Here is a 24,204-nt window from a genome sequence, read left to right as displayed (position 1 = left end):
CGGGGCCGGACGGCCCGACGATGCCGGCCGCTTCCATCTGCTCGACCATGCGCGCGGCGCGGTTGTAGCCGATCGACAGACGCCGCTGCACCCAGCTGACACTGGCCTTGCGCGTCTCCAGCACGATCGCCACCGCCTTGTCGTAGAGCGGATCGGATTCGGCATCGGCGGCACCAGGCTCCGGCGCGGCGCGCTCCTCCGGCTCACCGTTGAGGATGTCGACGATGTAGTTCGGCTCGCCGACCTGCTTCAGGTAAGCGACGACCTTGTGCACCTCGTGATCGTCGACGAAGGCGCCGTGCAGACGCTGAATGCGGCTGGCACCGATCGGTCGATAGAGCATATCGCCGTGACCGAGCAGGGTTTCCGCGCCCATCTCGTCGAGGATGGTCCGCGAGTCGATGCGGCTGGCGACCTGGAACGCGACTCTGCTCGGGATGTTGGCCTTGATCAGGCCGGTGATCACATCGACGCTCGGGCGCTGAGTGGCGACGATCAGATGAATGCCGGCCGCGCGCGCTTTCTGGGCGATACGGGCGATCAGCTCTTCGACCTTCTTGCCGACCACCATCATCATGTCGGCAAGTTCGTCGATGACGATGACGATGTGCGGCATCGGCTCCAGAGTCGGGCCGAGCACCGGGCCGGACAGCTCGGCATCGGCGAACAGATCCGGAATCGTCGACAGCGGATCGGAAATCGGTTCGCCAGCCTCGATCGCGTCGAGCACCTTCTTGTTCATGCCGGCGAGGTTGCGCACGCCGAGCGCCGACATCAGCCGGTAGCGGCGCTCCATCTCGGCGACACACCAGCGCAGCGCGTTGGCGGCGTCCTTCATGTCGGTGACGACCGGCGTCAGCAGATGCGGAATGCCCTCGTAGACGGACAGTTCCAGCATCTTCGGATCGATCAGGATCAGGCGAAGTTGCTCGGCCGTGGCCTTGAACAGCATCGACAGGATCATCGCGTTGATCGCCACCGACTTGCCGGAACCGGTGGTACCGGCCACCAGCAGATGCGGCATTTTCGCCATGTCCACGGCAACCGGATTGCCGGCAATGTCCTTGCCCATGCCCATGGTCAGCGGCGAAGTGGCGCTGGTGTAGGCATTCGACGCCAGGATTTCGGACAGCGAAACCATCTCGCGCTTCTGGTTCGGAATCTCCAGGCCAATGACGCTCTTGCCTTCGATGACCTCGACCACGCGGACACTGGCCACCGACATCACCCGCGCGAGATCGCGCGACAGATTGGTGATCTGCGACCCCTTCACACCCGAAGCCGGCTGCAGCTCGAAGCGGGTGATCACCGGGCCTGGCATCGCATCGACAACCGTGCCCTTGACCCCGAAGCTGGCCAGATGGCGTTCGAGTTCGCGCGACAAACGATCGATTTCCTCAGCCGTATAACGACGGCCACCCGGCTTCGGCGGATCGAGCAGGTACAGCGGCGGCAGCGGCTCGCCGTTGAACGCCGGGATGGCAATGGCGTCCGGCTTCGCCACTTTCTTCGGCTTCGGCGCGGTCATCACCAGCTTCGATCCGACCGGAATTTCCACCTCGGCTTCAGCCTCGGTCGCCCATGGCGGCGCCGGATCAGAGGGCAGCGCAAATGAAGGACTGACTACAGCAACGGGCGACGCCGGCTCAACACGGTCATCCGTGCGATCGACAATCGGCAAGGGTTCAGCGACAGCCGCCAGATCGAGTTCCGGGCTGGTCGGCGAGGTTTCGAAGCGTGGCTTGCGGCGGCGCGGCTCGCGGACTTGCGGCTCATCGAGCGCAACATCGACTTCGCTGCCGATCGCCTCGGCAATCTGGTCATTGCTGCGCTGGGCGCGGCGCAATTGACGGCGCTCCCACCAGGCCATCGCCCGGTTGCCGATGGCATCCAGCACGGCCAGCCACGAAAACACCATCGCCAGGGGGAGTGCAGCGACGAACAAGGTCAGTAACAAAAGCGTTGCGCCGACCGGATTCAGCACGCTGCGCAGGCTATTGCCGAGCAGGCTGCCGGCGATGCCACCGCCGCCCTGAGGCAGCCAGCGGCTGGCGTCACCGCCGTACATCGCGGCAAGCCCCGCCAGACTCAGCGCGGAAACGAACCAGGCCGTGGCCCGCAGGCCCAAGGGCAGGTGCATCGGCGAATCGAAGCCGCGAAAGGCGCGCAAGCCCAACCACAACACGGCCCAAGGCGACAGGAATGCGACATAGCCGACACAGCTCAGCAGGCCATTGGCCAACCAGGCTCCGGCCGCACCGGCGAGGTTGCGGGTTTGATGGCCGACTCCGGAGGAGGACCAGCCCGGATCATCCGGATGGAAGCTCAGCAACGCGGCCAGCAGAAACACTGCAACACCGACGCAGATCAGCAGCACCGCCTCGTTGGGCAGGCGTTCGATCCAGGTGGCGTCGGCGGCGGGCGCCGACGAACCACCCTTCCGCGTCAAAGGTTGCGCGGCTTGTTTCTTGCTACCAAAGCGAAAGAAGCGGGCGATAGAAGGCACGGTGAAAGGACGTCGGGAATGACCGGAGTATATCAGCCGACCTTCGGTGTTCCGGCTACCGGACAGGCCTTGAATTCGCGCCGGTCAGCGTCATGTTTCTGTCAGACAAGAATTGCCTTGAACTGCCAAAAATCTGGAACTCGGAGGGTTTGCGATGACTATGGAAGTGCGTCATTTCGTGCTGGCCCCGGACGGTGCAATCCGTGAATTTTCTCCGGCCGAAGCTGCGTTGATCGCGGCTGGCTCCAACAAACTGCCTGAGTTCGCCGAGCGTCGTGTGCGTTATCTGCAGGTGTCCTGGGATGACGAAGCCGCTGCCGAAATGAAGATCCAGACGGCCGGTGCGGCAATCAAGTTCGATGCCGATGGCCGCCTCGCCGAAGCGGCTCCGCCATCCGACGAGGAAAAGATTTCCCGCTTCGAGCACGACACCTGCGTGCAATGGGCGCTGCGCGGGGCCGAGGTCGCGGTACTGACGTTCCACTGAGACCGGCCGCCCTCCTCACACCGGACGCTCCGGAACCCGCAACGACGCGATGCGCGTCCGCCATCTCGACCGCGTCGCGTCGTTGCCTGCCGAGCAGTGGAACGCGCTGTTCCCGGCCGCCTACCCGTTCACGCGCCATGCTTTCCTGAGTGCTCTGGAAGAACATGGCTGCGTCAGCCCGGAACTTGGCTGGTCGCCCTGTCACGTCGTGCTCACCGATGAACTGGGCGTCGTCGCCGCTGCGCCGCTATATGTAAAAGGCCATTCCTACGGCGAATTCGTCTTCGATTTCGCCTGGGCCGATGCCAGCCGCCGCATCGGCCAGCCCTACTACCCGAAGTTGATCAACGCGATTCCGTTCACGCCGTGCAGCGGGCCCCGGCTCGGCGCTCGCGACGAAGCCGCGCGGCGCCTGATCGCCGGTCGACTGCCCGATATCGCTCGCGCTGCGGGCCTATCCGGCTGTCACGCGCTGTTCGTCGACGACGCAGATTTCGCGGCCTATCAAAGCGCCGGACTGGTCGAGCGCAACGACGTGCAGTTCCATTGGTTCAACCAGGGCCCGAACGGCCCCTATCGCGATTTCACCGATTTCGTTTCGACCTTCACCAGCGACAAGCGCAAGAAGATCCTCCGCGAACGCCGCCGGGTTGCCGAAGCCGGCATCCGCTTCGAGATCCGCGCCGGTCACGAGCTCAGCGAAGCCGAATGGACGCGGGTCTATGCGCTGTACGCCAGCACTTACGCCGAGCGCAGTCAGACCCCTTACCTGACCCCGGAATTCTTTCTCGACTACGGACGACAGGCCGACACGCCGGTTAGACTCGTTCTGGCATACGAGGACTCGGCAATGGTGGCAGTGGCGATCACGCTGCGCGGTGGCGATACGCTCTACGGGCGTCACTGGGGCGCGGCCGATCGCTATCACAGCCTGCATTTCGAGACCTGCTACTACCAGGGCATCGACTACTGCATCCGAGAAGGTCTGCGGCATTTCGATGCCGGCGCCCAGGGCGAGCACAAGCTGGCGCGCGGCTTCACGCCGCAGATCACCCGCTCCGCGCACTGGCTTTCGGAGCCGCGTTTGTTCGATGCGGTCAGCGATCATCTCGAACGCGAGCGTGCCTATGTCGAACAGCGTGAAGCGCTGCTCGACGAGCACACGCCGTACAAGCGCCCAGACAATCGACTGGGCGACCCAACTGGGGCGGCCAAGATGGATAACCGGGATGGATAACCCGGTCCGCCTGCACTGGCTGGACCCGCATGACCCGAACCAGCCTTTTCCGCCGCCCAATCGCGCGATGCGCGATCCCAACGGGCTCCTGGCGATCGGCGGCGATCTGTCCGTCGACCGCCTGCTACGCGCCTACTCCGGCGGCATCTTCCCCTGGTACAACCCCAACGAACCGATCCTGTGGTGGTGCCCGGACCCGCGCGCGGTGCTGGAGCCGGATCAGTTCCACATCTCGCATTCGCTGGAAAAACGCATCCGCAAGCCGGATTACGCGGTGACGCTGGATCGCGCCTTCGGTGATGTGCTCGATGGCTGCACCGAATCGCGACGCGGCAGCCACGGTACCTGGCTCGGGGCCGACATGAAGCGCGCCTACCTGGAATTGCGCGAAGCCGGCCATGCCCACTCCGCCGAGGTCTGGCGCGACGGCCGGCTGGTCGGCGGGCTGTATGGCGTCGCGCTCGGCCACGTGTTTTTCGGCGAATCGATGTTCAGCACCGAAACAGATTGCTCGAAGCTCGCGCTGTACTGGCTCTGTCAGCAATTGAAGTCCTGGTCGTTCGAGCTGATCGATTGCCAGATCGCGTCCCAGCATCTGCGCACCCTCGGTGCGGTCGAGATTTCCCGCGAGCGTTTCCTGTCGCGGCTGCGCGTCGCGCTGCAGTCGCCGTCACGTGTCGGTCTGTGGCGTTACGACATCGAGGTGCCGGACTCGCAGCAGCACTTTTCCGGGCTGCTGGCATGAGCCTTTGGCGCGCACCGTTCTTGCATCGGTTTTCGCCATGACCATGCAAAGCCTCCGCCTGCTGATGGGAAGTGCGCATGCCTGCGGCTACCTGCCGGAGCGCCATGCACGCAGCGCCTTCGTCGATCCGGCGTTTCCGCTGGAGCCGGCGCTGTACGGCGCGCTGCTCGATCAGGGCTTCCGGCGCAGCGGCGATTACGCCTACCGACCGATGTGCCTGAACTGCCGCGCCTGCCAGTCGGCGCGCATCGTGGTTGGTGAGTTCGTACCGGATCGCGCCCAGCGCCGTTGCTGGAAGCGCAACGCCGACCTGATGCTGTCGATCAAGACGACGCTGAACGACGAGCATTACACGCTTTATCGCCGCTACCTCGCCGCCCGCCATCGCGATGGCGGCATGGATCCCGACGATGCCAAGGCCTTCGAGGAATTCCTCGCCTGCGGCTGGGGTGCGACCGAGTTCTGGGAGTTCCGCGCCGGCGACCAGCCGGACAGCCCGCTGATGGCGGTGTCGGTGGTTGATCGGGTGCCGCGTGGCCTGTCCGCCGTCTACACCTTCTTCGATCCCGAAGCGCCGACTCGCGGGCTTGGCACCTACGCGATCCTCAGCCAGATCGAACAGGCCCAGTTCCAGCGGCTGCCGTACGTCTATCTCGGCTACTGGGTGCCCGACAGCGCCAAGATGGACTACAAGAAACGCTTCCATCCGCTGCAAGTGCTGCGCAACGGAAGCTGGCAGGATCTGGTTGACATTTGAGGCAGGAATTGCCAGCCCGGGTTCGTTCCCGGATAATCCCGCCTCCTCAAACTCCGTGGCCCTAATGGCAAAAGAAGATCACATCGAAATGCCCGGCATCGTCGCCGAAACGCTTCCGAACACGACGTTCCGGGTCAAGCTCGAAAACGGCCATATCGTCACCGCCCATATCTCCGGGCGTATGCGCAAGAACTACATCCGCATCCTGACCGGCGACAAGGTCACCGTGCAGCTGACGCCGTACGACCTGACCAAGGGTCGGATCACGTTCCGCGACAAGTAAAACTGTGGTCAGTGGCTTGTGCTTAGTGGTTAGTTGAAAGCAAGAAAAAGCCCGCCGAAGCGGGCTTTTTGTTTTTGACTAGCAACTAGTCACTGACCACGAACCACTGCTTCACGCTGGTTCGACCGCCACCACCGACTTCTCCTTGGCTTCGATCTCGAAGCCGATCTTGTCGTCGTCGGTGACCTTGACGGTGACGCGACCACCATGGGCCAGCTTGCCGAACAGCAGTTCCTCGGCGAGCGGGCGCTTGATGCTTTCCTGGATCGTCCGCGCCATCGGACGTGCACCCATCTTGACGTCGTAGCCGTGCTCGCACAGCCAGTCGCGGGCCTCCTGCTCGACATCCATCGTCACGTGCTTGGCCGCCAGCTGTTCCTCGAGCTGCATCAGGAACTTGTCGACCACGCGGGCGATCTCGCGCTTGCCCAGCGGCGCGAACGGGATGATCGCGTCGAGGCGGTTGCGGAATTCCGGCGAGAAGCCGCGGCGAATCACTTCCAGTGCATCGGTCGAGTGGTTCGCTTCGGTGAAACCGATCCCGCGCCGCGAGGATTCCTCGGCACCGGCATTGGTCGTCATCACCAGGATCACGTTGCGGAAATCCGCAGCGCGGCCGTTGTTGTCGGTCAAGGTGCCGTGATCCATGACCTGCAGCAGCAGGTTGAACACGTCCGGATGTGCCTTCTCGATTTCATCGAGCAGCACCACCGCATGCGGATGCTTGATCACGGCCTCGGTCAGCAACCCCCCCTGATCGAAACCGACATAGCCCGGAGGCGCGCCGATCAGGCGCGACACCGTGTGCCGCTCCATGTACTCGGACATGTCGAAGCGGATCAGCTCGATGCCCAGCTGGCTGGCCAGCTGCCGGGTGACTTCGGTCTTGCCGACACCGGTAGGGCCGGCGAGCAGGAAGTTGCCGATCGGCTTGTCCGGATTGCCGAGGCCCGAACGCGCGAGCTTGATGCACGACGACAGGGTTTCGACCGCAGCATCCTGGCCAAAAATCACCAGCTTGAGATCGCGTTCCAGAGTGGCAAGGCGATCCTTGTCGCTCGACGACACGCTCTTCGGCGGAATCCGCGCGATCTTGGCGACGGTTTCCTCGATGTCACGAACCTGCACGGTCTTGCGACGCTTGGCCTCGGGCAGCAGGCGCAGACGGGCAGCGGCTTCGTCGATGACGTCGATCGCCTTGTCCGGCAGATGCCGATCGGTGATGTGCTTGGCTGCCAGTTCGACGGCACTGCGAATCGCACCGCTGGTGAAGTGCACCTGGTGGTGTTCTTCGAAACGGGCGCGCAGGCCTTCGAGAATCTGGATCGTTTCCGGCACGCTCGGTTCCGGCACATCGACTTTCTGGAAGCGCCGCGACAATGCGCGATCCTTCTCGAAGATGCCGCGGTATTCCTGGTAGGTGGTCGAGCCGATGCAGCGCAGCTCGCCGTTGGCCAGCATCGGCTTCAGCAGGTTCGACGCGTCCATCACGCCACCGGAAGCTGCACCGGCGCCGATGATCATGTGAATTTCGTCAATGAACAGGATCGCGCCCGGCGTCCGCGCCAGTTCCGAGATCACGCTCTTGAAGCGCTTCTCAAAATCGCCGCGGTACTTGGTGCCGGCAATCAGGCTGCCGAGATCGAGGCTGAACACGATGCCGTCCTTGAGCAGTTCCGGCACGCGGTTCTCGGTGATCAGCCAGGCCAAGCCTTCGGCGATCGCAGTCTTGCCGACGCCGGCTTCACCGACCAGCAGCGGATTGTTCTTGCGCCGGCGGCAGAGCGTCTGCATGACGCGCTCCATCTCGTGGGCGCGGCCGATCAGCGGATCGATCAGCCCGCGCATGGCGCGCTGGTTGAGGTTGACCGCGAACTGCTCGAGCGCGGACTTGCCGCTGCTCTTGCCAGACTCGTCCTTGTCCTCGTTGTCGTTCTGCGGTTCCTGCGGCGCAGCCGGCTGGTTGTTCTTGGCGATGCCGTGGCTGATGTAGTTGACGACGTCCAGGCGGGTCACGCCCTGCTCATTGAGCAGGTACACGGCGTGGGTGTCCTTCTCGGCGAACAGCGCCACCAGCACGTTCAGCGTGGAAACACGCTTCTTGCCGGAAGCCTGCACGTGATAGATCGCCCGCTGCAGCACACGCTGGAAGGACAGCGTCGGCTGCACTTCCTGATTGCCGCCGGCATCCTTGTTCGAGTGGATGTTCTGGGTGATGTATTCCCGCAGGCCGGTTTCGAGCTTGTCGAGATCGCCACCGCTGGCGGTCAGCACTTCGCTGACGTTGGAATCGGACAGCAGCGCCAACAGCAGGTGTTCGACGGTCAGCAACTCATGACCGTCACTACGCGCCGCAAGAAATGCGGCATCAAGAGCTTTCTGCAGTTCATCGCTGAGCATGGTCGCTTCCTGAACGGGTGATGTCGGTACGTTGGGGCAGTCATGGAGGCTTTTCCAGCCCCATCATGCAATGTCGTCAACCGAAATAGGAGTACGCAAAAGGCGCACCATTTCGAAACCGTTCAGACGTGGGCAACGATGCCCTGTGATTCTGCCGGCGAGCGGTATCGATTGCGGGCGCAAACGTCATGAGCTGTTCGGCCGGCGTGTCGCCAGACAATTCCAAACAAGGCTCCGGCGCTGGCACCAAACGCGAGAGGCGGGAAACCGTCACCGCGGATGTGTCAGAAAGGCGACGAGCGCAAGCAGCGCAGGCAGACCTGACTCAGGCCAGGCCTTAAACCTTTTCCATCACCGTCAATAACGGATGGTGGTTCTTGCGCGCGAAGCTGTTGACCTGGGCAACCTTGGTCTCGGCGATCTCGGCTGGGAAGATGCCGGCCGTGCCGCGCCCCGCCTGATGGACCTGCAGCATGATCTGCACGGCCTGTTCGCGAGTGTGATGGAAGAACGTTTGCAACACTTGTACGACAAACTCCATCGGCGTGAAGTCGTCGTTGATCATCACCACCTTGTACATCGGCGGCTGTTGCAGGCGCGGTTTCGCCTCATCGACGATGAGGCCGGTGCCGGAGTCCTGATTGCTGCGAGTGTCGCGGTCTGCCATGGCTGAAGTGTACCGAATTGTCCAACGCTGCCGAAGCCGGTAGCCGCTGGCAGCAATCTTGTAGACGGAGCGAGCGCAGCAGCTCCGTTCAATGTTCTGTGGCTGCATCACATTATTCCCGCCACTGTCAAAGCCCCGTTATCATGCCGCCGATGGCCACTTTCTCCCGTTCACGACTCAATGCCCTGCCCGGCGCAATGCCTGCGCTCGCGGCTCGCTATGGTCGTCGTCTGCCGGACCTGGCGAACCTGCTGCTGGTCGTGGTGATTGCGAAAATCGCGGCGAGTCTGGTCTGGGCCTTGGTGCCGGTACCGGAAAGCGCGCAGTGGCAACCGGCTGCGGCCGCATCACCGCGCGTCGCTGCCAAGGCAGGTGTCGATCTCGGCCGAGTTGCCGGCGCGCATCTGTTCGGCCAGTACACGGCACCGGCCGACCCGGCACTCTCCGATCTCGCTGCTGCGCCAGATACCCAGCTGAACCTGACCCTGCTCGGCATCCTGTCGAACGGCCGCAATGACAAGGACCGCCAATCGCGAGCGCTGATCGCGACCCAGGGCGGCGATGAAAAACCCTATGCCGTCGGCGATGACATCGCCCGCGGCGTGCAGCTGCAGGCGATCTTCCCGGATAGAGTCATCCTGCTCCGCGGCGGCAAGCTGGAGACGCTGCGACTCGACAAGGACAATCCCGGTGGCAGCCTGCTGCCCTCGCAGGTCGGCGACGATCTGGTCGAAAGCCCGGCCTCCGACGGCGAGAGCGACATCCTGACCTCGCTTGGCGAGATCCGCTCGGAAATCCTGGCCGATCCGTCCAAGGCGGCCAATTACATTCGCGTGCAGCCGGTCAACACCGGCGGCGGTCTGTCCGGTTACCGCATCTATCCGGGCCGCGATCGGGCGATGTTCGCCGCTGCCGGCCTGCGGCCCGGCGATGTCGTCACCTCGGTGAACGGCGTGGCATTGAATGATCCGTCCCGCTCGCTGCAACTGCTGACCGATCTCAGTCAGAGCGCCCAGATCAATCTCACGGTCGATCGCGGCGGCCAGCCGCAGAACTTCAGCATCAATCTCGAATAAGTGACACCGGCGGCTTCATTGGCTGCACCGCCGTAACCGAATGCTCTTCCGATCCTCGCCATGAACGCACGCAATACCCTGAAACATGCAGCGCTGACGCTGTCCGCAGCGCTGCTCGTGGCGACGACCAGTAGCGCCTTGCTGGCCCAGGCCCAAGGCCGCAACCGCGGGGCGGAAGTCACGCTGAATCTGAAGGATGCGGAAATCTCGACGCTGATCGCGACGGTCAGCGAAGTCACCGGCAAGAACTTCATCATCGATCCGCGCGTGCGCGGCAAGGTCACCGTGGTGTCGGCCAGCCCGATGGATGCCGCCGGCGTCTACCAGACCTTCCTCGCGGTGCTGCAGGTGCAAGGCTTCGCTGCGATTCCGGCCGGTGATGCGATCAAGATCGTCCCGGAAACCAATGCCCGTACCGACGGCGGCGGCCTGATTTCCAACGGCCGCGGCGTGCCGTTCGACGAGATCGTCACCCACGTCTACACAGTGCAGAACGTTTCTGCCTCGCAGCTGGTGGCGATCCTGCGTCCGCTGATCAGCCAGTCCGGCCATTTCGCGGCCTACGCCGGCAACAACTCGCTGATCATTTCCGATCGCGCCTCGAACGTCATGCGCATCGAGCGCCTGATCGCCCAGATCGACCAGAGCGGTGATCGCGAGATCGAAGTGGTCAAGCTCGAGAACGCCGCAGCCACCGACGTGGTGCGCATCCTCACCACCTTGTCGCAGGCCAGCAAACAGGCCGATCCAACCGCCCAGACCGGCGTCGTCATCGCTGACGAGCGCAGCAACAGCGTGCTGATCGGCGGCGAGAAGGGCGAGCGTAGCCGGATGGCGGAGATCGTCCGTCGCCTCGATCAGCCCGGCCCGAGCGGCGGCGATACCCAGGTCTTCTATCTGAATTACGCGAGTGCCGAAAACCTGGCGCCGATCCTCGAAGGCTACGCCCAGGCGGCCAGCGCCAGCTCGCGTCCAGGCGCCGGCGCCGCGGCCGGCGGCGCAGCACCAGCCGCTGCGTCTTCCGGCGGCGGCGGTGCTGATGGCACCCGCGTGATCGCCGACAAGGACACCAACTCGCTGGTCGTCACCGCAGCGCCGAAAGCGATGCTGGCGATCCGCAACGTCATCAGCCAGCTCGACATCCGCCGCCGCCAGGTGCTGGTCGAAGCGATCATCGCCGAGGTCAGCGCGACCAAGGCCAGCGAACTCGGCCTCGACTACGCCGCCTACAGCCCGAGCACGGGCGCGATCACCGGCATCCTCAACCAGAGCACCCAAGGTGCTCTGTCGTCCCTGGCCACGGCGGCCAGCGGCGCGGCCAGCACGGGTGCCGCGGTGGCGACTGGCGGCACCAGCACCCTGGTCACGGCGGCGGCATCGCTGATCGGCTCCGGCGCCACGGCCGGCATCGGCGGCTTCACGTCGGGTGGTTCGTTCTTCGCCGTGCTGCTGCGCGCATTGGCTTCCGATGGCGATACCAACATCCTCGCCACACCGCAGCTGACCACGCTCGACAACGAGGAAGCGAAGCTGTCCGTCGGCCAGGAAGTGCCGTTCCTGACCGGCAGCTTCTCGAACACCGGCAGCGGTGGCGCCAACAACGGCTCGGTCAATCCGTTCCAGACCATCGAACGCAAGGAAGTGGGCCTGAAGCTGGGCATCACGCCGACGGTCAACGAGAACAACGGCATCAAGCTGAAGATCGATCTGGAAAGCTCGGGCATCGCCAGCGGCGGCGCCGGCACCGCGAGCCTGATCACCAACAAGCGCACGGTGACCAACTCGGTGTCCGTGGAAGGCGATCAGATCCTGTTCATCGGCGGCCTGATCGACAACCAGCTGACCGATTCGCAGAGCCGCATTCCGCTGCTGTCGAGCATTCCGGTGATCGGTGCGCTGTTCAAGTCGCGCTCGGTCCGCAAGGCCAAGACCAACCTGATGATCTTCATCCATCCGGTGATCCTCGACGACCGCAAGGATGCCGATTACTACACCCGCAAGCGCTATGACGGCGTGCGCAATGCCGAACTGCGAGCCGCGCAGGGCGCCGTGCCGCTGATCGGCGGCGCCCGCCCGGTGCTGGCACCGTTCGAGAACTACGCGGCCGATCAACAGGCCGCCAAGGACGCGAACACCGTCTCGCCGCCGATGGTCCAGGAGCCGGGACCCGAGCCGGCTCCCCAAACAGCTCCGGCACCCGCCCCGGCTGCACCGTCCGGCAACTGAGCCGAAGGCGAGCACTGTCATGGAAGCTGCGAGCCCCGCCCTGCGCCGGCCACCGTTCGCGTTCGCGAAACGGCACGGACTGATCGTCTCGATCGACCGCGGCGACGCCGTCGAGCTGGTCTGCCGTCCCGGCGTCAGCATTGATGCCGTGCAGGAAGCGCGGCGCTTCGTGCGCCGGCCGGTGAAGATGCGCAACGTCAGCCTCGATGAATTCGACGCACTGCTGCAGCGGACCTACGAAGGCCAGACCGGCGCCAGCGCCGCACTCGCCGATGGCCTCGAAGAAGACAGCGCCGATATCGACAGCTTGAGTGCCGCGCTCGCCGAAGCGCAGGACCTGCTGGAAACCGACGACGACGCGCCGATCATCAAGTTCATCAACGGCCTGCTCGTCGAAGCGATCAAGGAAAACGCTTCCGACATCCACATCGAAACCTTCGAGACCCGGGTGACGGTGCGCTTTCGCATCGACGGCGTGCTGCGCGAAATCCTCAACCCGCCGCGTTCGCTGGCGCCGAAGATCGTCTCGCGCGTGAAGATCATGGCCAAGCTCGACATCGCCGAGAAGCGCCTGCCGCAGGACGGCCGCATCAGTCGCGCGTTCGGCGGCCGCAAGGTCGATGTGCGCGTGTCGACCATCCCCACCGGCGGCAACGCCGAACGCGTGGTCATGCGTATTCTCGACAAGCAGGCCGAGCGCCTCGATCTCGAACAGCTCGGCATCGATCCGGTCCAGACCGCGACGCTGAAGCGGATCATCAATCGCCCCTACGGCATCATGCTGGTCACCGGCCCGACCGGCTCCGGCAAGACCACGACCCTGTACTCGGCGCTGTCGACCCTGAACGACCGCAGCCGCAACATCATGACCGTCGAAGACCCGATCGAGTACTACATCGACGGCGTCGGCCAGACCCAGGTCAACCTGCGTGTCGAGATGACTTTCGCTCGCGGCCTGCGCGCGATCCTGCGTCAGGATCCGGACGTGGTGATGGTCGGCGAAATCCGCGATCTCGATACCGCGCAGATCGCCGTGCAGGCTTCGCAGACCGGCCATCTGGTGATGTCGACGCTGCATACCAATACCGCTGTCGGCGCCGTCACCCGTCTGCGCGACATGGGTGTTGAGCCCTACCAGCTGTCGTCGTCGCTGGTCGGCCTGATGGCGCAGCGCCTGGTGCGCACCTTGTGCAAGCACTGCAAAACGCCTTACCAACCGAAGCTTGCCGAACTCGAACAGCTGGGCGTCCCGCATCGCAGCGATCTGCTGCTGTACAAGCCGGTCGGCTGCCCGCTCTGCCGGCACACCGGTTTCGCTGGCCGCAGCGGCATCCACGAGATCATCGAAGTCGATCGCAAGCTCGAAGCGCTGATCCATGACAACGCTTCCGAGCAGATCCTTGAAGCCGCCGCCCGCGAGCGCGGCCCAGGCATCCTGCAGTCCGGCCGCAACAAGGTCATCGCCGGCGACACCACCCTGAGTGAAGTGCTGCGCGTGACGATCGAGGAAAGTTGATGAAGCAGTGGCTAGTGGCTCGTGGTCAGTTGCCGGTGAAGGTGACCACGGCGGCGCTGATCTGTTGTTACTGGCCACTGGCCACCGACCACTGATCACTGCAGCTCCATGTCCGCCTACGAATACAGCGCACTCGACACCCGCGGCCGGCAGGTCAAGGGACTGATCGAGGGCGATACCCAGCGCCAGGTTCGCCAGCTGCTGCGCGAGCGCAGCCTGACGCCGCTGGAAATCAAGGAAGTAGCCGAAAAAGGCAGCCGCACGTCGCGGGCCAGCCTGCCGATCACCCGCGGCGGCAGCCTCAATTCCACCGAGCTGTCGCTGTTCACACGCCAGCTGGCAACGCTCACCCGTTCCGGCCTGCCACTCGATGAAGCGCTCGCGGCGGTATCGCAGCAGAGCGAATCGAAGCGCGTGCAGCGCGTCACCTTGGGCGTGCGTTCGCGAGTCACCGAAGGCAACAGCCTGGCGCGCGCGATGGGCGAATTTCCGGGTGCCTTCCCGACCCTGTTCCGAGCAACGATCGAAGCCGGCGAATCGGCCGGCAAGCTCGATTCGGTGCTCGAACGCCTCGCCGACTACGCCGAGCGCTCGCAGGCGATCCGCAGCAAGGTGATGCTGGCGACCTTCTATCCGGCGATCCTTACCTTCGTCGCGATCGGCGTGATCTCGCTGCTGATGTCCTACGTCGTGCCCAAGGTGGTCGGCGTGTTCGACTCGATCGGCGCCGATCTGCCGCCGCTGACCAAAGGCCTGATCGCGACCAGCGAGTTCCTGCAGCACTTCGGCTTCGGCATCTTCATCGCGCTGCTGCTCGGCGTGTTCATCTTCCGCCGCGCGCTGAAGAACGACGGCTTCCGCCGCAAGTACCACCTCTGGGTGCTGCGCCTGCCGCTGATCGGCCGTCTGGTCAGAGGCGCCAACACCGGCCGCTTCATGCGCACCCTGGGCATCCTGTTCGGCGCCGGCGTGCCGATTCTCGATGCGCTGCGGATCGGCTCGCAGGTGGTCGAAAACCTGCCGATGAAGGAAGCGATCGACGCGGCGGCGAAGCGCGTCCGTGAAGGCGCTTCCTTGAACAAGTCACTCGCCGAAAGCCGGCTGTTCCCGCCGATTACCATGCATCTGATCGCCTCCGGTGAATCGTCCGGCAAGCTCGACGACATGCTCGATCGCGCTGCCGAAAATCAGGAACGCGAACTGGAAACGCTGATCTCGGCGCTGATGAGCCTGTTCGAACCGATCCTGATCCTGACCATGGGTACGGTGGTGTTACTGATCGTGCTGGCGATTCTGTTGCCGATTTTCAACCTGAATCAATTGGTGCAGTAGCAGCCTGGCAAAACATGGGGGTGGGCTCGTTTCCTGCTGCCCTACCGGTTCGAACTCGCCATCAAGAGCCGCCTGACCATGCCGACCACTATCCAGCCACGCCGGCAGCCCCAGCGCCCCTTCGTCTCCTCGTTGGGCGCCAAGCTGATCGCGATCCTGCTGATCCTCATCCTGCTCGTGGTGCTGCTCTGGGATTGGTACTGGTTCAAGCCGATGGTCGAATCCCGCGCTTCCGCGGCGTTGAACCGTCAGGTGACGATCGCCAATCTCGACGTCAAGCTGCGCTGGCACCCGTGGATCGTTCTCGACGATATCGTGGTCGCCAATCCGCCGGAAATGACCGCGGAAATGCCGGGCGGCTCGCTGGCCAGCGTCGGCCAGCTCAGCGTGCACATCAACCCCTGGGCGCTGTTGGACGGCAAGCTGGTGCTGCCGGACCTGATCATCGACCGCCTGCGCGGTGATCTGCGGCCGACGCCGTCGGGCGTTGGCAACTGGGTGCTCGACCTGCCGCCTGGCGATCCGAACCAGCCCGGCCCCGCAATCGAAATCGGCACGCTCAGCATCATCGACGGCACGGCGCACGTGCTTGATCCGGCCCACAAGGCCGACTTCGTGTTGACCGCGCACACCGAAAACGCGGACGCCGGGGCCGAAGCGAAGATCATCGTCACTGTTGATGGCCGCTACAGCGCCCAGCCGATCACGGCCAAGCTGATCGGCGGCGCCGTGCTCGGGCTGCGCGATCCGGACCATCCTTACAAGATCGATTTCACCGCGGCGAACGGCGCGACCAAGATCGCCCTGAACGGCACCCTGCTCGACCCGCTGCGGTTCGGCGGCGCCAATGTCAGCCTCGAACTGCAGGGCAACGATCTCGCAGCCTTGTACCCGCTGACCAATATCCCGCTGCCGGAAACACCGCCTTACAAGCTCAGGGGCATGCTCGACTACAGCGAGCAGAAGATCCGCTTCACCGACTTCAATGGCACCGTCGGCTCCAGCGATCTGGGTGGTGATCTCTATTACCTGCCGCGCAAGGATCGCCCCGAGATCACCGCCAATCTGGTCTCCCAGAAAGTCGTGCTCGCCGATCTCGCCGGCTTCATCGGCGCGCCGCCGGGGAAGGACGGTGCTGCCAACGACACCAAACAGCAGAAGGCCGAGCGTGACAAGCAGGAAGCCAAGCCTTCGCTGTTGCCAGATCAGCCGATCAACCTGCCGAAGCTGCGCGCTGCGGACATGCACGTCAGCTACAAGGCCGAGCGCATCGAAACCGACGACCTCCCGCTCGACAACATCATCGCGGTGCTCGACATCGTCGACGGCAAGCTGACCATGAAGCCGCTGAGCTTCGCGGTCGGCACCGGCGCCATCGCTCTGAACATCGCGCTCGACGGTCAGCAGGATCAGGTGCACGCGGTCGCCGATATCGACTTCCGCAAGGTCGATCTCGGCCACATCCTGAAGAAGAGCACGATCTTCCACGGCACCGGCGTGATCGCCGGCTCAGGCCGGATCGACACCACGGGCAATTCCCTGAAAACCATGCTCGGCCGCGGCGATGGCCAGCTGAAACTGTTCATGACCGGCGGCGATCTCAGCGCCATCCTGATCGACCTCGCCGGGCTCGATCTCGGCAACGCCGTGCTGTCGGCAATCGGCATTCCGCGCCGGACTGATCTGCGCTGCATGATCGCGGACTTCGGCCTCAAGGACGGACAGGTCGATACCCGCACCCTGCTGCTCGATACCACCGAGGCCAATGTCATCGGCAGCGGCGCGATCAACCTCACCGACGAAAAGATCGACTACAAGCTGAAGACCGAGCCGAAGCACTTCAACATCGGCTCCCTGCCCGCGCCGATCATCATCAAGGGTCCGCTGAAATCGCCGAGCGTTGGGCCCGAGTACAAATCGCTGGCGCTGCGGGGGGCTGCTGCGGCCATACTGGGGATCGTTGCGACACCACTGGCCGCGCTGATCCCGACGGTCCAGCTCGGACTTGGTGATGACAACGACTGCGTCGCGCTGCTGAAAACCGTCGGCGCAGCGCCGCAAGCGGCCAAGCGCAAAGGCAAGGCCGGCTAGCCGGTCCACGCTGTTTCCAGATGCGCAAAGACCCCCGGCCCAAGCTCCGGAGCTTCAGTGTGGCCAATGGCTTTCTAAAGCCGATTTCTCAGCCGCGATCGGGAAGTTTTCCGGGGTAATCCGGGAATAAATCCCATATCTGGAGCTTCCGCCGAACCGTACCGTCCCGACATCCAGCAACTCCCGATCGCCTCCAATGGCTGACGGGAGCATAAAGCTTGATGTCGATTCGGCAGAACCGGTGATTCGGCTCCTGCCTCCGCATCAAGCGAACAAGAACGGTTCGCGCGGAAGGGAGCTTGATCATGAAGCAGGTCGTCGTGTCGGCAGCGCTTGCCGCGCTGTTGCTGTCGTCATTCCCGCCTGCGGTGCAGGCGCAGGACGCCAGTGGCGTGGTGATCAGCCAGTTCGCATCGCGCGGACCAGGCGGGCCGAACGATGATTTCATCGAATTGTTCAACGCCGGCACCACGCCGGTCGATCTGAACGGCTGGTCCGTTCGCAGCTGCTTCGGCAGCACAACGGCCACGTTCATCGCCCAGGGCACGATCGAAGGCAGCTTCATACTGCCGCCGCGCGGTTACTTTCTGCTGGGAGGATCGGGCTACGCCCGCAGCACGCCGGCCGACGCTTTCTTCAACCAGCTTTCCGAATTCCTGACCATGGCCTTCAACGGTCGCTCCGGAATCCAGATCCTCGACGCGACCGGTGCCGTTCGCGACGGCATCGGCTCACCGGTTTCGGTCGCCCAGCCGGCAGGCAGCCATTGCCGTGAAGGGGCCGGACGCGCGACGGTCAACACCGGCGTCGCCGACGTCGCCTACTTCCGTCGCGTGGTCGGTGGCCAGCCACAGGACAGCGACGACAACGCCGTCGATTTCCCTGGCGACGCGGTCGCCGCCAACCCGCGCAACCTTGCCAGCCCGGCGGCTCCGGCGGCGACGCCGCGTCCGACGGTCTCGTTGTCGACCAACGCCGCCACGATCGGCGAAAACGGCGGCGTTGCCACGATCACCGCGACCCTGTCGGCGGCGTTCACCGATCCGGTCACCGTCGGCCTGCGCTTTGCCGAATTCGCCCGAAACGGCGTCGACTACACGCCGTCGGCAAGCACGATCACCATCGCGCCCGGCACCATCACCGGCAGCATCACGCTGACCGCCAGCGATGACGCCGTGTTCGAAGGCGCGGAAACCATCGCCGTGGTGCTCGACACCCTGGGCAACGCCGTGCGCGGCACGCCGGACCGGGTCGGCGTGACCATCACCGACAACGAAGCCGTGCCGACGATTGCCGGCGCGCGCAGCTATCAGATCCAGGGCGCAGCGCATCGCTCGCCGCTGGTCGGCCAGACGGTCACCGATGTGCCGGGCATCGTCACCGCGGTCGCCGACGACGGCTTCTACCTGCAGGACCCGGATGGCGATGGCAATCCGGCGACCTCGGATGCGGTCTTCGTCCGCACTGTCGGCGCGCCGACTGCCACGGTCGGCAGCAAGCTCGCGGTCAGCGGCCGGGTCAACGAATTCCGTCCGGGCGGGCTGAACGGCCTGAACAATCTGTCGGTCACCGAAATCGTTGCCAGCACGGTCTCGGCCAGCGCCTTCCCATTCGCCAACGGCGCGGTCGCGGCCACCACCATTGGCAGCGGCGGCCGCGTGCCGCCGGCCGAGATCATCGACAACGACAGCGCCGGCAATCTAGAAACCAGCACCACGACGGTGTTCGATCCGGCCCAGGACGGCCTCGATTTCTTCGAAAGCCTGGAAGGCATGCTGGTGCAGGTCGGCAATGCCCGGGTGATCGGCCCCAGCGACAGCGACGGCAATCTCTGGGTGGTCGGCGACAACGGCGCCAACGCCACCGGCAGCAATGCCCGCGGCGGCCTGACTGTGATCGAGCGCAGCCCCGGCGTCATCGATTACAACCCGGAGCGCATCCGGCTCAGTGGCGGCCTGCCCGGCATCAGCGGCCCGGTCGCCGACGTCGGTGACAGCCTGCTGCAGGCGCGTGGCGTATTGAGCTATGACAACGGCAGCTACGCGCTGCGCCTGAGCACGCCCCCTGCCGTCACCCGCAATGCACTGCCGGTGGACAGCAGCCGGATCGCTCCCGGTGGCGACCGCCTGCGCGTCGTCACCTACGCCCTCGGCAATCTGGGGCCGGCCGAGACCACGCGCTTTGCCCGCATCGCCAGCCAGATCGTCAGCCAACTCGGCGCGCCGGACCTCATCAACCTGAGCGGCATCCAGGACGACAGCGGTGCGACCGACGACGGCGTCGTCACCGCCACCGCGACCATCCAGGGCCTGCTGAACGCGATCAGCTCGGCCGGCGGCCCCGCCTATGTCGCGCTGCAGATCGATCCGATCAACAACGCCGACGGCGGCCTGCGCGGCGCCAACGGCCGCATCGTGCAGTTGTACAACCCGGCGCGGGTCAGCCCGAATCCGGGCGCCTCCGGTGCCGGCGGGCCCGGCAGCTTCATCGCGCTGCTGTCCGGCCCGACCATCGGCCCGATCACGCCGAACCTGTCGCCGGCCTTGCTGCGTCCGGAAATCCCGGCGTTCGCCAACAGCCGCAAGCCGCTGGTCGCCGGCTACCGTTTCAACGGCCGCAACCTGCTGCTGGTCGGCAGCCATTTCACCGAGACCGACGGCGACGACAGTCTCACCGGCCTGAACCAGCCGGAGCAGGCCGCCAGCGAGGTACAGCGGCGGCTGCAGGCGACGGCCATCCACACGTTCGTCCGCAACGCGGTGGCCCTGGACTCTCGGCTGCGGGTGATCGTGCTGGGTGATTTCAACGCCGATGACTTCCGGCCGCCGCTGCGCATCCTGCGCAACGGCCCGCTCGGTGCCGGCGACAGCGAAGGCACGCTGCCGGCGCTGGTCAATCTCGGCGTGCTGCGAGTGGCCGATGCCGCCGAGCGCTACACGCAGATCGTTTCCGGCAATGCCCGCGCCAGCGACCACATCCTGGTCAGCAACGAGCTGAACGATCCGGCCGCCGATGTGCAGTACGTGCACGTCAACAGCGAATACGCCGACCGTGCTGCCGACCGCGACGCCGTGCTGGCGTCGCTGCCACTGTCGCCGAACGCAGCACCCCTCGCCCGTGCGCTGGCCGATCCCACGGTCTCCGGTCCGGGTGCCGGCGTCAGCCTGTTCGATGACGGCAGCAGCGACAGCGATGGCGCAGTGACCAGGTTCAACTGGAGCCAGATCAGCGGCCCGGAAGTCAGCATCGACAGTGCCTTCTCGGCCAACGCCGGCTTCACCACCCCCGAACTCGACGCGACGTCGGTCCTGACCTTCCGGCTGACGGTCACCGACAACGACGGCGACACCGGCTTCACCGACGTGCCGGTGACCATCACCGTTCGCGATGGCGACTTCACCGTCGAGCCGTTCTCGTTCACGCCGATCAGCGGCGTCGAGCCGGGCAGCACGCAGACCAGCAACGAAATCCTCATCACCGGCATCGACACCTCGGCGAATCTGTCGATCGTCAACGGCAGCTACAACATCGACGGCGGCGACTTCGTCAGCGATCCGGTCCAGGTCTACGGCGGTGAGCGCATCCGCGTCCGCAGCAATGCTTCGGCCAACTTCTCGACCACGGTCACCGCAACCCTGACGGTCAGCGGCGTGTCGGCAGACTTCACGGTCCGCACTCGGGATGGCAATACCGTCCCGCTGCCGTTCAGCTTCCCGGCGTTGAGCAATGCCGAGCCAGGCGCGGTGGCGGTGTCCGACAGCGCCGTCATCACCGGTTTGCAGTCGCCCTCGCCGATCAGCATCAGCGGCGGTCTGTACTCGATCAACGGCGGGCCGTTCACCGCTGCCACCGGCAGCGTCTCCAACCTCGACGCCGTACGCGTGCAGCAGACCGCGTCCACCGCCTTCGAGACCAACACGGTCGCCACCGTGGTCATCGGCGGCGTCAGCGGCAGCTACAGCGTCACCACCCGCGGCGCCGACAGCACGCCGGATGCCGTGGCGTTCCCGCCGGTCACCGGCGCCACGCCGGGTGCCACGGTGACCTCGGAGTCGATCAGCATTTCCGGCCTGGAGCAGCCAGCTTCGATCACCGTCGCCAACGGCCTGTACTCGATCGACGGCGGACCGTTCACCAACGCGATGATCGGCACCGTCAGCAACGGCAATACGGTGAGAGTGCAGCAGTCGGCGTCGACCAGCTTCTCGACCACCACGGTCACCACGCTGAACATCGGCGGCCTGGCGATTCCGTTCAGCGTCACCACCGCCGACGCCCCGGACACCACGCCGACGCCATTCGCGTTCACGCCGACCACCGGGGCCGAATTGAATAGCCTGGTGATCTCGAACTCGATCACCGTCGCCGGCATCAACTCGCCGACGCCGATCTCGATCGACGGCGGGCTGTACTCGGTCAACAGCGGGGCGTTCATTGGCGGTGCCACGCTGGTCTATGCCGGCGATACGGTGCGCGTGCAGCGCGCCGCATCGAACCTGCCGGCGACCACGACCACGGCAACCCTGAGCATCGGCGGCGTCAGCGGCGGCTTCAACGTCACCACCCGAAGCGCCGACGGCACGCCGGGCGCATTCAGCTTCGCGCCGGTCACCGATGCCGAGCCCAGCGCCACCGTGAGCTCGGCGGCGATCACCGTGTCCGACCTCACCGACCCGGCGGCGATCAGCGTCACCGGCGGCCTCTATTCGATCAACAACGGCGCGTTCACCGCCACGCCGGGCACGGTCGACAACGGCAACACGGTGCGCCTGCGGCTGACCGCATCGGCACAGTTCTCGACGCCGGTAGCAGCGACGCTGAGCATCGGCACGCAGCAGGGCGCGTTCACGGTCACCACCCGGGCCGGGGACTTCACTGCCGATGCGCCGAGCTTCGCCTCGGTGACTGCTGCGGAACCCGGCGCGCTGGCGACCTCGGCGGCCAGCGTGGTCAGCGGCCTCGAAGTGCCAGTGGCGATCTCGATCTCCGGCGGCCTGTATTCGATCAACAACGGGCCGTTCACCGCCCTCGCCGGCCTGATCAGCAATAACGACAGCCTGCGCCTGCAGCAGACCGCGGCGAGTCTGCCGGCGACCACGACGACGGCGACGGTCGACCTCGGCGGCGTCACCGGCAGCTTCAGCGTCACCACCCGCGGTGCCGACACGGTACCGAACGGCTTCAGCTTCGCGCCGTTCAACAACGCCGCACCGGGTGCCGTGATCAGCAGCGGCGCAGTGATCGTCAGCGGCATCGAAGCGCCGGCGACGATCAGCGTGGTCAACGGCGAGTACTCGATCAACGGCGGCGCAGCCACAGCGGAAACCGGCACGATCGCGAACGGCGACAACGTGCGCGTGCAGCAGGCCGCCAGCAACGACTTCGCGGCCACGACCACGGCAACGCTGAACATCGGCGGCGTCTCGGCCGCGTTCAACGTCACCACACGGGCGGCAGACGTGATTCCCGATGGCTTTACGATCGCGCCCATCAGCGGCGCGGCACCTGACACTGCGGTGATTTCGGCGACGGTGTTCGTCGCCGGCCTCGAAGCACCGGTGCCGATCGCGGTCGCCAACGGCCGCTATTCGATCAACGGCGCGGCGTTCACCGCCGAGCCCGGGCTGGTCGGCAATGGCGCGGCGGTGCGAGTCGAGCACATCGCGGCCGCCGGCTTCACCACCAGCAGCCGGGCGACCCTGAGCATCGGTGGTGTCAGCGGCGACTTTGCGGTCACCACCCGCGCTGCCGATACCTCGCCGGATGCCTATGTGTTCACGGCCGTCGACGGCACCGCGCTGCTGACCGCGCAGGTCTCGAACGCGATCACCGTCAGCGGCATCGAAGTGCCGACGCCGATCTCGGTGATCAACGGCGAGTACTCGATCAACGGCGGGCCGTTCGTGACACCGGTCGGCATCATCGCCAACGGTGACAGCCTGCGGGTGCGTCACACCAGCTCCGATCGTCCCGGCACCACGACGGTGACGACGGTGGCGATCGGCAATCTCAGCGCCCAGTACCGGACCACCACGGCCGCCGCTACCGATCCCGGGCCCGGCCCAGGTCCCGGCCCGGCGCCGTCATCGGGCGGCGGCGGTGCGGTGAATCCGCTGTGGCTGCTGGCGTTGCTGCTGGTACGGCGGCTGCGGAGGCGCACATGAACCATCGCGTTCGCTGCGTTTGCAGCCTGCTCGCAGCGGCGCTGCTCGCCGGCTGTGGCCGCGACAACGGCCGCATCGCCGATCCGCCGCCGGTGCTGCCGACCTTCTCCGGCATCGTCAGCATCGGTCAGGCGACCTCGCGCATCGAGGTTCAGGTGGCCAGCAACGGCACTTTTCCTCGTGACGGCCGCTTCGGCCCGAACGGCCAGTTCATCGTGCCGCTGGCGGCGCTGACGGCGCCCTATCTGGTGATCGGCAGCGCTGATCCACTCGCCAACCCGGACGCCGTTCCGCTCAAGCTCGCCGCAGTCACGCGGGCGAACAGCGGCACGATCAACGTCACGCCGCTGACCCAACTGGTGGTGCTGGAACTGGCTCGTCAGGAACCGGTGACTTATTTCAACCGGCTGCTGACCGCGGGCGGCATTCCGATCGCGGCCCGGATCGCCGACTTCGCGCCGTTCACCGATGCCGCGATCGTCAGCGCCCAGGCCACCGTGGTGCGCCTGCTGCGCCAGGAACTCGGCATCGTCGTGCCGGTGTCGGTCGCCACGGGCGACTGGGTGACCACGCCGTTCGTCGAAGTGGCGGGCGATCCGATGTACGACACGCTCAGCGCTTTGAGCGCGAGCATCGCGCGCAACCAGTTCGTTCCCGGCAGCTATCCGAACAACCGCATCGACGAACTGGCGCGCTGTGCCCGCGAGCAGATCGGCA

The 24,204-nt window shown here is 65.3% G+C and carries 15 protein-coding genes; 12 read left to right on the top strand and 3 right to left on the bottom strand.

Annotated elements, in window-relative coordinates; genetic code table 11:
* Nucleotides 1–2,449 (bottom strand): DNA translocase FtsK (locus Q0D45_RS12420; RefSeq protein WP_293393260.1); only part of this gene is annotated, 2,449 nt, incomplete at its 3' end.
* Nucleotides 2,450–2,660: 211 nt separating this feature from the next.
* Between Q0D45_RS12420 and Q0D45_RS12415 the strand changes: the two genes are divergently transcribed.
* The 5 genes from Q0D45_RS12415 (at nt 2,661) to infA (ending at nt 6,015) form a co-directional block, all read left to right on the top strand.
* Nucleotides 2,661–2,993, top strand: coding sequence for a hypothetical protein (locus Q0D45_RS12415; protein WP_293393258.1), 333 nt, complete (start codon nt 2,661–2,663; stop codon nt 2,991–2,993).
* Nucleotides 2,994–3,042: 49 nt separating this feature from the next.
* The gene (locus Q0D45_RS12410; protein ID WP_293393256.1) at nt 3,043–4,230 is read left to right on the top strand and encodes a GNAT family N-acetyltransferase; all 1,188 of its coding nucleotides are present in this window, start codon (nt 3,043–3,045) and stop codon (nt 4,228–4,230) included.
* On the top strand, nt 4,223–4,975 hold the full coding sequence (gene aat, locus Q0D45_RS12405) for a leucyl/phenylalanyl-tRNA--protein transferase (RefSeq protein ID WP_293393254.1): 753 nt from the start codon (nt 4,223–4,225) through the stop codon (nt 4,973–4,975). Before Q0D45_RS12410 ends, aat begins: the two co-directional genes overlap by 8 nt.
* A gap of 43 nt (nt 4,976–5,018) precedes the next feature.
* A complete protein-coding gene (locus Q0D45_RS12400; RefSeq protein WP_293393252.1) occupies nt 5,019–5,732 on the top strand; it encodes an arginyltransferase in 714 nt (237 codons plus the stop codon).
* Nucleotides 5,733–5,796: 64 nt separating this feature from the next.
* Nucleotides 5,797–6,015 (top strand): translation initiation factor IF-1, encoded by a 219-nt coding sequence (infA, locus tag Q0D45_RS12395; protein WP_022977766.1) that lies wholly within the window; start codon nt 5,797–5,799, stop codon nt 6,013–6,015.
* A gap of 111 nt (nt 6,016–6,126) precedes the next feature.
* Here infA and clpA read toward each other — a convergent pair whose 3' ends face one another.
* A complete protein-coding gene (gene clpA, locus Q0D45_RS12390; protein WP_293393250.1) occupies nt 6,127–8,415 on the bottom strand; it encodes an ATP-dependent Clp protease ATP-binding subunit ClpA in 2,289 nt (762 codons plus the stop codon).
* A gap of 337 nt (nt 8,416–8,752) precedes the next feature.
* Nucleotides 8,753–9,190, bottom strand: a complete 438-nt coding sequence (gene clpS, locus Q0D45_RS12385) for an ATP-dependent Clp protease adapter ClpS (protein ID WP_366946439.1) — start codon at nt 9,188–9,190, stop codon at nt 8,753–8,755.
* A gap of 44 nt (nt 9,191–9,234) precedes the next feature.
* On the opposite strand from clpS, the gene gspC reads away from it, so the two are divergent.
* From gspC to Q0D45_RS12350, 7 genes are all read left to right on the top strand, one after another.
* Entirely contained in the window at nt 9,235–10,158 is a 924-nt protein-coding gene (gspC, locus tag Q0D45_RS12380; RefSeq protein WP_293393248.1) for a type II secretion system protein GspC, read from the top strand.
* Between the two features lie 60 nt (nt 10,159–10,218).
* Nucleotides 10,219–12,384, top strand: a complete 2,166-nt coding sequence (gene gspD, locus Q0D45_RS12375) for a type II secretion system secretin GspD (protein ID WP_293393246.1) — start codon at nt 10,219–10,221, stop codon at nt 12,382–12,384.
* A 19-nt stretch (nt 12,385–12,403) separates the two neighbouring features.
* A complete protein-coding gene (gspE, locus tag Q0D45_RS12370) occupies nt 12,404–13,900 on the top strand; it encodes a type II secretion system ATPase GspE (RefSeq protein WP_293393244.1) in 1,497 nt (498 codons plus the stop codon).
* 108 nt (nt 13,901–14,008) lie between these two features.
* Complete coding sequence (gene gspF / locus Q0D45_RS12365) at nt 14,009–15,232, top strand: type II secretion system inner membrane protein GspF (protein WP_293393242.1); 1,224 nt, start codon at nt 14,009–14,011, stop codon at nt 15,230–15,232.
* 78 nt (nt 15,233–15,310) lie between these two features.
* Nucleotides 15,311–17,323, top strand: coding sequence for an AsmA family protein (locus Q0D45_RS12360; protein WP_293393240.1), 2,013 nt, complete (start codon nt 15,311–15,313; stop codon nt 17,321–17,323).
* A 305-nt stretch (nt 17,324–17,628) separates the two neighbouring features.
* Complete coding sequence (locus Q0D45_RS12355) at nt 17,629–23,487, top strand: lamin tail domain-containing protein (protein ID WP_293393238.1); 5,859 nt, start codon at nt 17,629–17,631, stop codon at nt 23,485–23,487.
* Nucleotides 23,484–24,204, top strand: a 721-nt coding sequence (locus Q0D45_RS12350; protein WP_293393236.1) for a hypothetical protein, incomplete at its 3' end; no start/stop codon positions are given. The genes Q0D45_RS12355 and Q0D45_RS12350, both read left to right, overlap by 4 nt.

Origin of the sequence: Nevskia sp. (assembly GCF_023266035.1) — a bacterium.
GTDB lineage: Bacteria > Pseudomonadota > Gammaproteobacteria > Nevskiales > Nevskiaceae > Nevskia.
The sequence above is the reverse complement of the archived record's forward strand: the minus strand, read 5'-3'. Positions and strand labels throughout refer to the sequence as shown.